Origin of the sequence: Colwellia sp. BRX8-4, from assembly GCF_014077345.1 — a bacterium.
Taxonomy (GTDB): domain Bacteria; phylum Pseudomonadota; class Gammaproteobacteria; order Enterobacterales; family Alteromonadaceae; genus Colwellia_A.
Window position 1 is genome coordinate 146,584 of record NZ_JACGVS010000006.1, and the last position, 15,075, is coordinate 161,658.

Annotated in this window: 13 protein-coding genes; 9 read left to right on the forward strand and 4 right to left on the reverse strand. The window is 37.5% G+C overall.

Annotated features, from left to right (window positions below; all coding sequences use genetic code 11):
• Nucleotides 1-21: 21 nt before the first annotated feature.
• From H4J56_RS07395 to H4J56_RS07420, 6 genes are all read left to right on the forward strand, one after another.
• A complete protein-coding gene (locus H4J56_RS07395) occupies nt 22-507 on the forward strand; it encodes a TlpA disulfide reductase family protein (RefSeq protein ID WP_310733834.1) in 486 nt (161 codons plus the stop codon).
• A gap of 73 nt (nt 508-580) precedes the next feature.
• Complete coding sequence (locus tag H4J56_RS07400) at nt 581-1,708, forward strand: carboxypeptidase family protein (protein WP_182215217.1); 1,128 nt, start codon at nt 581-583, stop codon at nt 1,706-1,708.
• A 120-nt stretch (nt 1,709-1,828) separates the two neighbouring features.
• Nucleotides 1,829-3,319, forward strand: a complete 1,491-nt coding sequence (locus tag H4J56_RS07405) for a sodium:alanine symporter family protein (RefSeq protein ID WP_182215215.1) — start codon at nt 1,829-1,831, stop codon at nt 3,317-3,319.
• Between the two features lie 139 nt (nt 3,320-3,458).
• Nucleotides 3,459-3,785: a hypothetical protein gene (locus tag H4J56_RS07410; RefSeq protein WP_182243516.1), complete on the forward strand. Its 327-nt coding sequence runs from the start codon at nt 3,459-3,461 to the stop codon at nt 3,783-3,785.
• A 49-nt stretch (nt 3,786-3,834) separates the two neighbouring features.
• Nucleotides 3,835-4,125, forward strand: a complete 291-nt coding sequence (locus H4J56_RS07415) for a YeaC family protein (protein WP_182243517.1) — start codon at nt 3,835-3,837, stop codon at nt 4,123-4,125.
• On the forward strand, nt 4,122-6,947 hold the full coding sequence (locus tag H4J56_RS07420) for a DUF349 domain-containing protein (protein WP_182259116.1): 2,826 nt from the start codon (nt 4,122-4,124) through the stop codon (nt 6,945-6,947). Before H4J56_RS07415 ends, H4J56_RS07420 begins: the two co-directional genes overlap by 4 nt.
• A gap of 372 nt (nt 6,948-7,319) precedes the next feature.
• Here H4J56_RS07420 and ansA read toward each other — a convergent pair whose 3' ends face one another.
• Together ansA and sppA are read right to left on the reverse strand one after the other, a co-directional pair.
• Nucleotides 7,320-8,330, reverse strand: coding sequence for an asparaginase (gene ansA / locus H4J56_RS07425; RefSeq protein WP_182215212.1), 1,011 nt, complete (start codon nt 8,328-8,330; stop codon nt 7,320-7,322).
• A gap of 120 nt (nt 8,331-8,450) precedes the next feature.
• Nucleotides 8,451-10,337, reverse strand: coding sequence for a signal peptide peptidase SppA (gene sppA / locus H4J56_RS07430; RefSeq protein WP_182215210.1), 1,887 nt, complete (start codon nt 10,335-10,337; stop codon nt 8,451-8,453).
• Nucleotides 10,338-10,607: 270 nt separating this feature from the next.
• Here sppA and H4J56_RS07435 point away from each other — a divergent pair, with 270 nt between their 5' ends.
• Nucleotides 10,608-11,156, forward strand: coding sequence for an NAD(P)H nitroreductase (locus H4J56_RS07435; RefSeq protein ID WP_182243519.1), 549 nt, complete (start codon nt 10,608-10,610; stop codon nt 11,154-11,156).
• 18 nt (nt 11,157-11,174) lie between these two features.
• Complete coding sequence (locus H4J56_RS07440; RefSeq protein WP_182259117.1) at nt 11,175-11,591, forward strand: N-acetyltransferase; 417 nt, start codon at nt 11,175-11,177, stop codon at nt 11,589-11,591.
• A 69-nt stretch (nt 11,592-11,660) separates the two neighbouring features.
• Here H4J56_RS07440 and asnS read toward each other — a convergent pair whose 3' ends face one another.
• Nucleotides 11,661-13,061 carry an asparagine--tRNA ligase gene (gene asnS / locus H4J56_RS07445; protein WP_070373551.1) on the reverse strand — a complete coding sequence of 467 codons (1,401 nt, stop codon included), beginning with the start codon at nt 13,059-13,061 and terminating at the stop codon, nt 11,661-11,663.
• A 198-nt stretch (nt 13,062-13,259) separates the two neighbouring features.
• Between asnS and H4J56_RS07450 the strand changes: the two genes are divergently transcribed.
• Nucleotides 13,260-13,628, forward strand: coding sequence for a hypothetical protein (locus H4J56_RS07450; RefSeq protein WP_182215202.1), 369 nt, complete (start codon nt 13,260-13,262; stop codon nt 13,626-13,628).
• Between the two features lie 49 nt (nt 13,629-13,677).
• Here the strand turns inward: H4J56_RS07450 and bioA are convergent, their stop codons facing one another.
• On the reverse strand, nt 13,678-14,979 hold the full coding sequence (gene bioA / locus H4J56_RS07455) for an adenosylmethionine--8-amino-7-oxononanoate transaminase (protein WP_182259118.1): 1,302 nt from the start codon (nt 14,977-14,979) through the stop codon (nt 13,678-13,680).
• Nucleotides 14,980-15,075: the final 96 nt, after the last annotated feature.

Sequence of the window (15,075 nt, forward strand, 5' to 3'; positions counted from 1 at the left end):
TATTATTTATAAAGGTGAGTTGTGTTGAAGAGTTTATTTATTCAAGCTGTGGTGTTTTTAGCTATCTTTCAATCACTGACAATGTTCAGAGAATCAGACATGCTATCAACGGGAGAACAGATAACGCCACAAACTGTTTCATTAGAAACGCTCGATGATAAAACCATTGAACTTGCCAATTTTAAGAAAACTACCATTATTTATTTTTTTGCTCCTTGGTGTCAAATATGTCATATCAGTATCAGTAATCTTCAAGAGACATATGAAAAGAACCAACAGATAAATGTTATCGCCATTGCATTAGATTATGTCGATAAAAAAGAGGTCTTTGAATTTTCTAGCCAGCATCAATTAACTTTCCCTATTGCCTTAGGTACAGAGCAAATCAAGCATCAATTCAAGATAGAAGGTTATCCAAGTTATTATGTCATTGATGATAAAAATACCGTTATTGCAAAATCAATGGGCTATTCTTCTGAAATTGGGCTGTTTCTTAGAACACTTTAACGCATATTACTTCTGATCTTTTCATTGTTTGTGTACACTGTGGCTATTCATAATAAAAATAGCAGATCCTGTCATGCAAATTACCTCTAACTTTGATAGTGGAAATATCCGCGTTATTGATGCAAGCCAAGCCGATAATATTCAACTTGAAATTGTTAAAGACAACCAATCTGATTTTTATCAGTGGTTTCATTTTAAACTTAATAATACCGACCGTTGTGAACATACCCTTCATTTAATGAATGCTGGAACTTCTGCTTACACAGAAGGATGGACAGATTATCAAGCAGTGGCGTCCTACGACCGTGAGCATTGGTTTCGAGTACCAACTGAATTTGATGGAGAAAAACTGAGTATTACTTTAACCCCAGAATATGATTCAGTTTATTTTGCTTATTTTGCTCCGTATAGCTACGAACGTCATCAAGACTTACTGCATCAAGCGCAATTAGATATTGATTGCCAGTTGCAAGTTTTAGGACAAACCCTCGATGGACGCGATGTGTCAGTATTAAAAGTTGGAGAAGAAGGTCCCAACAAGAAAGTTATTTGGGTTACTGCTCGTCAACATCCTGGCGAAAGTATGGCTGAATGGTTTATGGAAGGTTTTATTGACCGTTTGCTCGATGAAGACGATGGCGTTGCTCGCTCACTCTTAGACAGTTCGGTGTTTTATTTAGTGCCTAATATGAATCCTGATGGTTCAGTTCGAGGACATTTAAGAACAAATGCTATCGGTACTAATTTAAATCGTGAGTGGTTAGAGCCTTCAATGGCACGTAGTCCAGAAGTTTTCTTGGTGCGTGAGAAAATGTTAGCTACCGGTGTTGACATGTTTCTTGATATTCATGGCGATGAAGCTCTACCGTTTAACTTTGTTGCTGGCTGTGAAGGTGTCCCCGCATATGACGCTAAACATCAAGCCTTAGAAGAAAAATTCAAAGCCATTCTTCTAGCGGTAACTCCTGAGTTTCAAGATGACAAAGGATATGATAAAGATGAGCCCGGCCAAGCTAACTTAACTGTGGGTGCTAATTGGGTTGGTAATAACTTCAAATGTTTGTCTTATACCGTAGAAATGCCTTTTAAAGATAATGACTTATTACCAGACCGCAGTGTCGGTTGGTCAGACACGCGTAGTAGCTTATTTGGTCGTGACTTTTTAACGGCTATTTATCATGTTGTTGATGATTTACGCTAAACCTATCTAAAATCAATAATTGAAGTTCGATGATCGTTTAAGTGCTATATCAAGTTGCACTTAAACGATTAGCGTCGAACAACAAATTAAATAATAATAATAATAAATCTGGAGTGTCATGTGGAAGCGATTGTAAATACCATTAACGGCTATATTTGGAGCCCGTACTTAATTTATCTCTGTTTAGGAACGGGGGTCTTTTTCTCTGTCTTAACGCGATTTGCGCAAGTACGTCATTTTAGAGAAATGTTTCGCCTATTACTTTCGGGTAAAAGCTCAGAAAAGGGTATCTCATCTTTTCAAGCATTAGCGGTGTCTTTATCTGGACGTGTTGGTACTGGTAATATTGCAGGGGTTGCCGCTGCCATTGGTTTTGGTGGACCTGGCGCGGTATTTTGGATGTGGGTGGTTGCCTTTTTAGGCGCAGCAACGGCTTATATCGAATCAACTAATGCTCAAATTTATAAAGAAGAAGAGGACGGTCAGTACCGTGGTGGCCCAGCTTACTACATTGAAAAAGCCTTAGGTCAAAAATGGTATGCTTGGATATTTGCTTTATCAACTATTCTTGCATGTGGTGTTTTATTACCTGTTGTGCAATCAAACGGCATCGGTGATGCTATGGTCAATGTGTTTGGCGCCGGTGGTTCAGTTAGCTCTTTTATGGGCGACTTACCTTTAACGAAAGTATATACCGCAGTATTTATTGTTTTATTACTTGGTTTTATCATTTTTGGTGGTGTTAAGCGTATTGCTAACTTTACCCAAATTGTGGTGCCTTTTATGGCGCTTGCTTACATTATCATTGCGTGTACTATCATAGCATTGCATATTGATCAGCTACCTGGTGTCTTTATGCTAATTATTACCGATGCTTTTACGCCAATGGCGGGGTTTGGTGCAGCAATTGGTTGGGGTGTTAAACGCGGAGTTTATTCAAATGAAGCCGGACAAGGTACTGGACCACATGCTGCTGCTGCTGCAGAAGTTGAACATCCAGCGCAACAAGGATTAGTGCAAGCCTTCTCAGTTTATATTGACACCTTATTTGTTTGTTCTGCTACTGCGTTTATGATCTTAATCACACAGTCGTATAATGTTATGCCAGAAGGCGCGACTAGTTTTGTTGTTAGTAACTTAGCCAGTGACGTTGTTATTAGTGGTCCTGCTTTTACGCAAATTGCGGTCGATAGTGTTTTAACCGGTTTTGGTAAACCCTTTATTGCTATTGCTTTGTTTTTCTTTGCCTTTACAACGGTACTAGCTTATTACTTTATCGCGGAAAATAATGTTTCTTATATTAATAAAACAATTAAAATGCCGGCACTTAGATTCCTCCTTAAAGTGGTGCTAATGTCAGCAGTCTTTTACGGTACTGTTGCAGAACCTAGTGCTGCTTGGAGTCTTGGTGATATTGGTGTTGGGTTAATGGCTTGGTTGAATATTTTTGCACTTATCGCCATCTTCTTTATGGCTAAGCCCGCGATTAAAGCACTAAAAGATTATGAACGTCAGCAGAAACTAGGGGTGACAAAATTTACCTTTGACCCTAAAAAGCTGGGTATTGAAAAAGCTAAATTCTGGGAAGATCGTTTTAATAAAAACAAGTAATTTTATTTATAATTGATTTACTTTTATTAATTTGCAATAAAAGTAAAATTACTTTAAAAAACGTCCAATAGGACGTTTTTTTTTGCTTAAATTTAGGTAGAATATTAACACTAATTATTTTATGGAGCGTTATCTTCCTATGGCTGTAATTAATTGCCCAAACTGTAAGAAAAAGATATCTGACAAAGCGAAGTCTTGCTCTCATTGTGAAATCGATTTGACCAAAGTTGATGCCAGTCAAATAGCATCAATGAAAAAATTGAGCAAAATAGATCAATCCCAAAAACTGATGAATCACTCATTTATCGCTATGTTACTTTTTTGTGGTGGTTTTCTATTTTTGTATTGGCAAGACGCACAGCAGGGCACATGGCAATATTTTATAAGTATTGGTGCGGCAGTGCTTGGCTTTATTTGGTATATTGCAACTCGCATTCGTTTGCTGATGCTTAAATACCGAAATTAACATTAACTTTTCTCGTAAGAATTAAGAAACAAAGGCTGTAAATATAACAATGGATATTATTTCATTAGTAGACGATATGTCAGAAGAAATGTACTTGCGCTTAAAGTGTGCCGCTGAAACGGGCAAATGGCCAGAGGGAACTACAGTTGATACAGCACAAAAAACATCAGCGCTGCAAATTACTATGGCTTATCAATCAAGACATTTAAATTCAGATCAAATCTTAAGCGTTGGTGCAGATGGACTTATCGTAGATAAAACTAAACGCCAGTTGAAAAGCGAGTTCGCTGATCTTAAAAACAACCCAGACAATAATATTGCAAGGTTTTCCGATTTATGATTTTTTCTAAATTTTTCAAAGCAAAATGGCAAAGTAAAGAACACAATGTTCGGTTAACGGCAATCAGTGAAGATTTATTACTTAGCAATCCAGATGACTTAGTTATATTAACAAATCTTGCACAAACAGACCCTAACGAATTAGTGCGCCGCGCTGCTCTCATTAAAATGGCTGACTTTACTGTTTGGCATAAAAACAGTATCGACAACGATAATAAAAAAGTCCGTGAATATTGTCTTAAGCAAGTAGAAAAGATTCTGCTTGGCCAGCACGAAATAACGATCAGTAATCAAGACAAATTAATCTTATTGAAAAGCAATGATAAGTTACCGTCCTTGGAACTATGGTTACAAAATGAAACACAAGCCGATGTTGTTATCGCTTTATTTGAAAAAATTAATAAACCATCGTTAACCCATTCAATATTTACCCATAAGCAAGATGAAGTCGTACAAGCTTATTTACTCAAACAAGTATTGCCTCTTGATGTATTAGATAAATTACTTAAAAAATCATGTAATGAAAAAATAAAAACTAATATTGAGCAACAGTTACAACATTTACACGAGTTGGCAGAACAACCTGACAAAATTAAAAAAGGTGTTCAGTTAGTTTTAGCAAAGTTACTTGCTTTGAAAGAGGTAAATGATTATCTGCAACTCAAAGAAAAACAAGCTGAATTAGAAACGCAGTGGCAAAACTATTATCAAGATTTCTCTTGTCTCTCTTCGCCAGAAGCTGAGAAATTTACAGAAAAGTATAAAATAATTAATAGCCAACTCATTAAACATTTTTCTCCGTTACATGAAGCCCATCAACAAGAAATCATTGCTGAAAAATTAGTGGCAGACAAACGTTTGGCTAATGAGCATTTTAATAGTGCCCTTAATGAAATGAGTAAAAAGCTTACCACAACAATTTTTGAAAGTGGTGATCTTGATGAAGCTGAGTATCAAGATAAACTTGAACAATTACGCGAAGAAATAACCTCTTCAATATTAAACAGTAAAGAACAACAGCACTTTATTGCTTTAGTAAAAGCCCAAGCAAAAAAACTGGCTCAATTGCCTGAGATTGCACAATCGGTGAGTGATGCAACCCATCTAATTTCAAAAATATCACAAGTTGCTTTACCTAAAAACATTGAAGAATTGAATCTTCGTAAACCTCTGTTCGATCAGTGGTTACAAGAATGGAAAACTGTTGAGCTAAAAGCGGCGGGGGTATTACCACAATCTATTGTTGACGCCTTTAAAGAAATAAGACAACAATGGCAGCAAGGGCTAAAATCGTTAATTAAAGAACAAGGCTTACTTTTATCACAATGCCAGAAAAAAGTTGCTGATGTAAAGCGCTTAATAATGACAGGTAAGTACAATGCGGCTTTTGGTGTTTTCAAAAAAGCTAAAAAACATTTTGATGGTTTATCCGAAGAGCAAAAGTCACGAGTTCAACGTGACTTTGATGATATAGCAGATAAAATAGCCGAGTTAAGTGATTTAGAGCAATCTATTGCTACGCCTAGAAAACAGCAGTTACTTGTGGATATTAAGTTACTCGTTGATCAGCCAATTGATAACCCCAATGAGCAAGCAGCAAAAGTTAAACAATTTCGTGTTACGTGGAATTCACTTGGACATGCTGAAGAGTCAATTGAAAAAGAGTTAAATTATCAATTCAACGCACTTTGCGAACAAGCTTTTGCTCCATGTCGGTTATTTTATGCAGAACAAGAAAAGTTACGTGAACTACATCTTGAATCTCGCCAGCAACTTATTAGTAAAGCCCAAAGTTTTGCCGACGACTTTTCTGCAAAACTCAATGAAGGCATTGATAATGAAGCCATCGATTGGAAGTTTACTGATGCAACACTCAATAAATTAATACAGCAATGGCAAAACGCGGGGCAGGTTGATAAAACTAAATTCAACTTACTTAGTCAATCGTTTACGGCGAGCTTACAACCCGTTAAAGCTGAATTAAGAAATTATCATCAACGTAACAGTGATAGCAAAAACCTATTGATTGCTCAAGTTACTCAAGCATTGAACGACGATGACGTTTTCTCTGCAATTGAGAGTGTTAAAAAACTGCAAACACAATGGCAAGCCATTGGCTACAGCGGTCAACGTGAAGAGAATCAGCTTTGGCAAAAATTTAGAAAAGTGAATGACCAGCTATTTTCAAAGCGTGATGAAGCTAAGTTGCTTGAACAATCGAACCGTGAAAATCAACAAATTGAATTATCACAACAATTACAAAGCTATCAGCAACAACTAGTCGCGGATATATCAGAAACAGCATTATTAAGCTTACAAGTAAGTATTGAAGAATTACGAGTAAAAATTACCAGTCAACGTCCGGTAATAAGAAGTGCCGTAACCTTAGCTGAAAAATTACTTGCGCAAATATCTCAACAACTCATGCAAATGACAGAAAACAAAAAGGCCAAGACTTGGCAACTTGTTTTCGATTGCTTAGAAAGTTTAGCTACTAATAAACCGGAAACGGCAGCAGATTTTTCTGAAACACTGGTAGATTTACCCAATGTTTGGCAGAAACGTTTACAAGAGTGTTATCAAAACAGCAAACTGATTGACAGAAGTAACAAAACCCTTGAACTCGAAATTTTAGCAAGTAAAGAGTCACCTGCAGAATTTAAAGCCGAGCGGATGCAAGTACAGGTACAATTATTACAAAATCAAATGTTGTCAGGGCAATCTATCGATTTAACTAAATCGCTTATTGAATGGTTAAAATTAGGGGCGTTATCTGCAAATGATTTACCATTACTGGCCAGAGTTAAACCTATTTACTGTTAAGGTAACTTAAGTTTTATATGAGTTGAATATGAGTTTATTTCATTAATTATACTTATCAATACCCCCAAAGCCACTGATTATTTAGTGGCTTTATCTTTTCTGGTGTTTACTAAATATTGCCAGTTTTTTAAGGAGAGTAAAAGCGGGCTACTATTATATTTAATGTTGATTTCATTCTGTTTATTGGTAACGCGTAACTATTTATTTAAAGGATAATCCTTGTAAATCGACGAGAATAAGTACCGGTATTGTTTTAAACTGTTGATTTTAAATGTTTTATATTCTTTGTTTGGGCTAGGGGTGATTTGGCAGTATAGGAGAGATAAATAAGGCTGCCATGTTTCTTAATCATAGCAACCAGAGCGTAATGGTTTAATGAGTCGTGAGTTCACCACGGAGATTTTCTTGTAAAAGACGACAAATTTCAGCTTGAGGTAATTCTTTACTGAGTAAGTAATGTAGTTTAGTTAATGTTGCTTCTAGCGTCATATCACCACCACCGACAACACCACATTTACTTAATGCGACGCCCGTTGCATAACCTTCCATATTCACAGTCCCTTTTATACATTGGCTACAATTTACCACGACAATTCCTTGATGATAAGCTTGCGTTAAACAAGCAAGTAGCTGTTCATCTTGTGGCGCATTACCGACGCCATAACTGCGAATAATTAACGCTTTTACCGGTTGCTTGATAATATTGGCGACTAATTCACTAGAAATCCCTGGGTACAAATGAACAACACCTATCGGTTGTGGTGTTATTTGTGCGACCGAGAATGGTTGGGTAACAGCAACGTTGAGTTTACCTTCAAGGAGCTTAATATTAATTCCAGCCTCTAGAAGTGGCGACATATTGGGGGAATCAAAAGCGTTAAAGCCATCAGCGTAAGCTTTAATGCAACGGTTACCCCGGTATAATTTATTATTAAAATACAAGCCCACTTCATTAATGGGGTAGTTTGCCGCAATATAAAGTGAATTTAACAGATTTACTTGTCCGTCTGAGCGTAATTGGCTTAACGGAATTTGTGAGCCGGTAACAATGACAGGTTTAGATAAATTTTCAAACATAAACGAAAGCGCAGAGCTGGTATAAGCCATGGTATCTGTACCATGAAGAACAACAAAGCCATCGTAATTATCGTAATTAGCTTTTATATCATCGGCAATACGTTGCCAATCTTGCGGTGTCATATTTGATGAATCAATTAATGGTGAATATTCATTAATGGTAAAGTCAGGCATCTCTTGTCGATGAAAATCAGGCGTACCATTAATCGACTCGGTTAAATGTCCTTTTACCGGAACACAACCTTGGCCGCTGTTTTTCATGCCGATGGTACCGCCAGTGTAGGCGATATAAATGCGTTTTTTCATACTGTTACCTTAGAATTATTACTGTCTTGTCGTTTGGTCTGATAATCACGTGCGCTTGTTAAATATTGTTCTCTATTCACTTCCATGTGAATATAACAAAGCGATTTAGGTCACTGCGAACTAATTAATTTCACAGGTCATACATAAGGAGTAAACCCCTTGCGGATCATTAAGTATGTTGAGGTGAGATAGCTGTGCTTTCATTTCTAAAAATAATTTATCCGTATTGCTTAGAGTCATTATTTCAGTTTCAGGAAAGAAAGTCTTCGCTTGACCTAATAACCCTTGCAGGAAAAGATCTTTTGGCGTTTGTTCTATTTCAATCAATAAGGTTTCAAACGTTGCTAACTCGGCTAATTCTGCTGCTGCATTAATAGCGGTCGTTAAGTTGCCTAACTCATCAACAAGCCCTAACTCTTTCGCTTTTGCACCTGACCAGACACGTCCTTGGGCTATACTATCAACTTGCTCAAGGCTCATATTTCTATTTTCAGCGACAAGGCCAATGAAGTCTTGATAGCCTCTATTAATATTTAATTGAAATACTCTTGCCATGCCATCAGTCAGTGGGCGGGTTACACCAAATCCGGCTATATCAGTGGTACCAACGCCGTCAGTGTAGACACCTAGTTTGCTTAATGAGTTCTCAAAGGTCATGAAAAATCCATAAATACCAATTGAGCCAGTGATCGTTGCTGGAGAAGCTATTATCTTATCAGCAGGTGCCGATATCCAATAGCCCCCAGAAGCGGCATAAGTTCCCATTGAAGCAACAACAGGTTTTCCTGCTAACTTGATCAGTTCAATTTCTTGACGAATAATTTCAGAGGCATAAGCACTTCCACCGGGGCTATCGACACGAAGAACTACCGCTTTCACCTTATTGTTTAAACGCGCTTCTCTTAATAGTGATGCTGTACTATCCCCGCCAATGGTTCCTGGCTTTTGGCGACCATCTAAAATAGTCCCCTTAGCAACAATAACGGCGACTTTATCGGTATTTGGGTTCACCATTGGATACAAAGGTTTAGTAGCAGACAAATAATGTTTGAAACTAATATTATTATAGCTATCACCGGCTGAATTTTTTCCAACAAGTTTAATCAAAGACAGCTTCATCTCTTGACGATTTTTTAATGCGTCAACCCAAAGATTATCTAAAGCATACTGCGCAATATTACCATCAGCTTGCTCAAGTTTTGCCACTAAAACATCAGCATTTTCATCAAAGTTATCAATCGAAAATTTTCGGTTGCTTGCGACATCACTTTTATATTGTGACCATAAATCAGTTAACCATAATTTGTTGGCTTCTTTAGCTGCCGCTGACATATCGTCGCGCATGTAAGGTTCTACAGCAGATTTATAGGTACCGACTCGAAATATATGTTGGCTAATAGAGAGCTTATCTAATGCGGATTTAAAATAAAGTTGATAACGGCCATAACCGTCAAGTAACAACCAACCACGAGGATTGAGCCATACTTCATCAGCAGAGCTTGCCAAGTAATATTGATCTTGCGAATATTGATCGCCAACAGCAATTATTTTTTTACCAGCAGCTTTAAACGTCTCTAAAGCTTGGGCAATGTCTTGTAATTTACTTAAACCCGTGCTGTTAAGTCCTTGAAGCTGTAATACGATCATTTCTATACGGCTGTCATTTTTTGCTCTTTCAATGACATTCAATAAGTCGCTAAGTAAAACTTCTGGGTTTTTTTCTTTTTCTTCTAAGGCTTCTGATATTAAAGCATCCATCGGGTCAATCGCATTCTTTTGTTCAACGATATCTCCAGTAAGATTTAACACTAAGGCTGTATTGTTAGGAACAACGATCTTGTCATCATCGCTGCCAAGTGCCGCGATAAATAAAAATAAAACCAGAAAAAAAACAACATTAATAATTATTTTTCTAAATGAATTTAATAAACTAAAAAATTTTAAAGTAACTCGTTTTAAAGCACTTTGCTTTACAGGAGCATTAGGTAACGATGTGGGTTCTGTCATAATATCCGGCACAGTTAGTATGTAATTGTAATTACTGGCTATGCTACTTAATTATTGATCACTTATGTAGTCTGATTAGTAAATAAATGTGTTATTAGCGAACTTTTTTCATTATATGTTACGCCTTTGATTTTTTGTGCAGGTCGGTTGACCCGTATTGATTATTATCTATGTTGTTTATTAAACAAGATGTAGGGATCCGCGTGCACTTTGAAGGATAACGGGTATATAATCCTTAGTATTGAAACTACCCATGAGTCTTTATAATTAATGAATGCCAAAGAATTATTATTAAAACGACAATCTAATCCTAGGTTAATATCACCAGCCCCTGTTGCTAGCGATGTTGAATTTATATTGAACGCTGGAATGCGTGTTCCTGATCACGGTTGTTTATCACCATGGTTTTTTACCCTAGTTAAAGAACAAGGGTTAGATAAGTTAAGCCTGATATTTGAAGATGTCGCTAAAGTTCATCAGTTTACTGAAGCTAAAATACAAAAAGCTAAAAATATGCCGTATCGTGCACCGTTAATTATCGTTGTTAGCACGCGGTATCAAGCGCACGACAAAGTGCCTAAATTTGAACAAGCAATCGCAGCAGGTTGTTGTGCCCATGCTATGCAAATGGCTGCCTTTAGTTTAGGTTATGGCGCTGTGTGGCGAACGGGTGACTTTAGCTACGATCCTTCAGTAAAACGTGGTTTAGGAATAGACCAAGATAATGATATTATTGGATTTGTTTACATAGGCACCGCCGAAAACGATCGTCCTATTAAACCCGCTAAAAGCTTAACGTCTCATGTTTCATATTTGTAAAATAAAGGGGGGGGAGCGATGAATATTGAAATTTTGGATGCGCCTGAGCAAGCACTAATAGATTTTTTAGATAAAAAAATTGCAGATTTCAATTGGGCGCACTGGGAAGTAAGCGAACGAAAGCCATTAGCTATTCAAATAAAGGACGAACTAGGTAACATTATTGCTGGTTCATCCGCACGCACCTTTGGTAATTGGCTGTTAATTAATACGCTGTGGGTTGACGAGTCACTTCGTGGTAAAAAAATGGGTGTTAAGATATTAGCACAACTTGAAACTGCAGCAGTGGCGAGGGGATGTACGTTAAGTATGCTTGATACTCTGAACTTTCAAGCAATGCCGTTTTATGAAAAGCAGGGTTATCAAACAAAATGGGTACAAGAAAATTATCCAAAAACAGGCTGTAAATATTTTATGGTAAAAGAACTTACTTAGTAAACTAGATATTTCACCCATAAAAAAACCTCAATAATGAGGTTTTTTTATGGGATTATTATTCTTAGCCTAGAACGCAGCGTTGTTTGGCGTTCTTGGGAAAGGAATTACGTCACGAACGTTTTGCATACCGGTAGCATAAGCCACTAAACGCTCAAAACCTAAACCAAAACCTGAATGAGGAACAGTGCCGTAACGACGTAAATCGCGATACCAACTGTAATCATCTTGGTTTAAATTCATTTCGGCTAAACGCGCATCAAGTACATCAAGACGTTCTTCACGTTGGCTACCACCAATGATTTCGCCAATACCTGGTGCTAAAATATCCATAGCAGCAACGGTTTTGCCATCATCATTTAAGCGCATGTAAAATGATTTAATATCTTTAGGGTAATTTTGTAACACGACTGGGCCATTAAAATGTTCTTCGGCTAAGTAACGCTCGTGCTCTGAATTAAGATCAACACCCCAAGCCACTTTGTTTTCAAATTTCTTATCACAATTTTCTAATATTGTAATAGCGTCAGTGTAATCTAAACGGACAAAATCATTATTAATAACAGAATTCATACGGTCAATAACTGTTTTATCAATGCGTTGTTGGAAGAAATTCATGTCATCACTACGTTCATCAAGCACAGCTTGGAAGACATATTTCAGCATTTCTTCTGCGAGGTCAGCAGCATCAGACAAATCAGCGAAAGCGATTTCTGGTTCAATCATCCAAAATTCTGCAAGATGACGTGTTGTGTTAGAATTTTCAGCACGGAAGGTCGGTCCAAAAGTATAAACTTTTGAAAGGGCACATGCATAAGTCTCAACGTTCAATTGACCTGAAACGGTTAAGAAAGTTTCTTTACCAAAAAAATCTTTAGCGTAGTCAACATTACCTTTATCGGTGCGAGGTAAGTTTTCCATATCAAGCGTACTAACACGGAACATTTCGCCAGCGCCTTCACAATCTGAGCCAGTAATTAACGGCGTGCTGATCCAAAAGTAACCTTTACTGTGTAAAAAGCGATGTACCGCTTGAGCTAACGTATTACGAACACGAGCAACAGCTCCGCCCATATTAGTACGAGCACGAAGATGTGCTTGCTCTCGTAAAAATTCAATGCTGTGACGTTTTGCTGCCATAGGATAGGTATCAGGATCATCAACCAAACCAAGTATCTCTACTTTAGTTGCTTGAATTTCAAAAGATTGGCCTTGGCCCGGAGACTCAACCAAAATACCGGTGACTTTAACTGAAGCACCCGTAGTCAATTTTAATATTTCTGATTGATAATTATCGAGATCACTGGGTGCGATAGCTTGAATCGCATCAAAACATGATCCATCATGAACCGCTAGGAATGAAATACCTGCTTTAGAATCACGGCGAGTGCGGATCCATCCGTGTACTGTAACTGCTTCACTTACTGGGTACTTACCAGCAAGTACATCAGTGATTGAGATAACTGACATTATCAACCTCTTTTCTTTATTTAATTATTGTCATAGATTTTGTCGGTGCACAGACCCAGTGTAGAATACTGAATTTATTTGCACTAACTTTAAGGTGTGATATGTTACCTTTACTGCGGTGTTTAACAAGTAAAAGTTGCTGATCCGGTCTATATAAAAACAAAAAACAGTAATATTGACTTTAGAGGGTTTGAATCAATGATATTGGGATTAAAAAACAGGCGACATTCAACAGATTTTTGGGTTCTCTTAAGCCGAACTTTGGCATTAAGCGGATGGATATTATTCATTTTTGCTATTGTTATGTCTTATTATGCTGCACCAGAGCAAGATTATGGTTTATTGCGCTTTAGAAATATCGAAATAAGGCAATTTTGGTTAACGCCATTAACGGGCTATTTATATATCGTGCTTTGGGTAAGTGCACTTTGTAGTTACCTTTGTTTGGTTGTCGATCACTATCGCACTAGAAGAGAACAAGACAGTAAGCATTTTAATATCGTTCTGCTACTAACGATAACGGTTGCTTGGGTCATCTATATATTAGTGAAACTTAACTTGGCGTAAGATTATTAATAATTCTACGCCGTTTTACCTAACAGCAAATCTGTGTCGGTTAATCTTCAAAACACTGCTGCTCATCGAGTACCGTGCTTATCGCCTTAACAAGTTTCGCTAAAGCCCGTTCATCACTAATAAAGGGCGGCATAATATAAATAAGCTTGCCAAACGGTCTGATCCAGACACCCAATTCAACAAATCTTTTTTGTATCTTTGCCATATTAACCGCAACCCTTGTTTCTACCACACCTATACCGCCTAAGACGCGGGCATTTTTTACTCTTGAATGTTGATTTAACACTAATAAGTGTCGCGTTAAATAATCTTCAATAAAACTCACTTGCTGTTGCCATTCTCCTGTTGCCAAAAGCTCTAGACTTGCATTTGCAACCGCACAAGCCAGCGGATTAGCCATAAACGTTGGGCCGTGCATAAAACATCCGGCTTCTCCATCACTGATGGTCTTTGCGATTTCTTGCGTACACAAAGTTGCTGCCAGGGTCATATAACCGCCGGTCAGGGTTTTTCCTAAACACATAATGTCAGGACTTATATCCGCCCAATGACAAGCAAACAATTTTCCTGTACGGCCTAAACCCGTAGCAATTTCATCAACAATAAATAACACCTGATATTGCGTACATAAGGCGCGACAAGCTTTTAAATACTCAGGATGATAAAAGCGCATACCACCAGCACCTTGGACAATAGGTTCAATAATAAAGGCTGCAATATCATTATGGTGTTGTGCAAATAAGGCTTTTAAGGGCGCTAACTCAGAGTTATCCCAAGGTTGATAAAAATCACACTGTGGCGCAGGAGCGAAAATGTTTTTCATTAATACACTTTCAAAAATTTGGTGCATACCATTAACAGGATCGCATACCGACATTGCGGCAAAAGTATCACCATGATAACCATTTTTAACGGTCAATAATTTATGCTTCTCACTTTTGCCCTGACTGTGCCAATACTGTAATGACATTTTTATGGCAACTTCTACCGATACAGAGCCAGAGTCTGATAAAAAAACTTTTTGTAGCGGCTCTGGTGTGATCTCAATGAGCTTCTTACACAAGTTAATAGCGGGTTCATGCGTTAGGCCCCCAAACATAACATGTGCCATCTTTTGTGTTTGATCAACAAGCGCCTGATTTAACTTTGGATGATTGTATCCGTGTAAAACAGACCACCAGGACGACATACCATCAACAAGTTCTTCACCCGTAGCTAACTTTATATAAACGCCCTTGGCCGATTCAACTAAGTATGAGGGCAGAGGGTTTGACATCGATGTGTAGGGATGCCAAACATGTTTCTTATCAAAATCGATTAAATCTGTATGTTTTTTGTTCATATGTAAAGCTTGCAATGTTTTTTATGTTGACAATTAATGACTGGCGTATAGATTACCTGCTAATATTTAGCGATGCAATTTTCACATTTACATTTT